Consider the following 992-nt stretch of genomic DNA (forward strand, 5'->3'; position numbering starts at 1 on the left):
ATCCGGGGCACGGGGTCGTACCTGCCCGCCCGGCGCGTGCCCAGCGGGGACCTGTCCCGGTCGCTGGGGCTCGGGCCGTCCTGGATCGAGGAGCGCACCGGGATCCGCAACCGCCACGTCGCCGACCCGGGGCAGGCGTCCTCGGACCTGGCCGCGGCCGCCGCGGACCGCGCGCTCGCGCGGGCGGGGGTGGCCGCCGCCGACATCGGCCTGATCGTCCTGGGCACCTCCACCCCCGACGAGCTCGGCCCCTCCACCGCCTGCCGCGTGCAGGCGCTGCTGGGCGCGGGCCGCGCCGCCGCGTTCGACGTCTCCGCCGCCTGCGCCGGGTTCGTCTACGGGCTGTCGGCCGCGGTCGGCTGGCTGGCCGGCCGCCCCGACCCCGCGCCGTACGCGCTGGTCATCGGCGTGGAGGTGTACTCGCGGTTCCTCGACTCCGCCGACCGCGCCACCGCCGCGCTGTTCGGCGACGGCGCCGCGGCGGCGGTGATCGGGCCGGTCGCGGCGCCGCACGGGATCGGGCCGGTCACGCTCGGGTCGGACGGCACGCGCGCCGGGGACGTGCTCATCCCCGCCGGCGGCAGCCGCGCCCCCGCCACCGCCGGGACCGTGGCGGGCCGCGGGCACACCATCCGCATGGACGGGCGGGCGGTGCGCGACTTCATCACCGGGGTGTTCCCGCGGCTGGTGGCCGGCGCCGCCGAGGACGCCGGGATCAAGCCCGCCGACCTGGCGCTGGTCGTCCCGCACCAGCCCAACCCGCGGCTGGTCGCCTCGCTGGCCGGCGAGGCGGGCCTGGACCCGGCGCAGCTGATGATCGCCGGGCACGACGTCGGCAACATCGGCGCCGCGAGCCTCCCCTACGCCCTGGACCGGGCGGTCCGGGAGGGCCGGATCGCGCCCGGGGACCTGGTCCTGCTCGCCGGTTTCGGTGCGGGCGTGACGTGGGGCCGCGCGCTGGTCGCCTGGCCTCCCCCCGACCCGCACTCCCC

General features: G+C 79.5%; 1 protein-coding gene. It reads left to right on the forward strand.

Annotation, left to right across the window (positions count from 1 at the left end; all coding sequences use genetic code 11):
- On the forward strand, positions 1 to 992 hold a 992-nt coding region (locus tag E1266_RS37430), incomplete at both ends, for a ketoacyl-ACP synthase III (RefSeq protein ID WP_243719395.1).

This window comes from Actinomadura sp. 7K534, from assembly GCF_004348575.1.
Classification (GTDB): Bacteria; Actinomycetota; Actinomycetes; order Streptosporangiales; family Streptosporangiaceae; genus Spirillospora; species Spirillospora livida.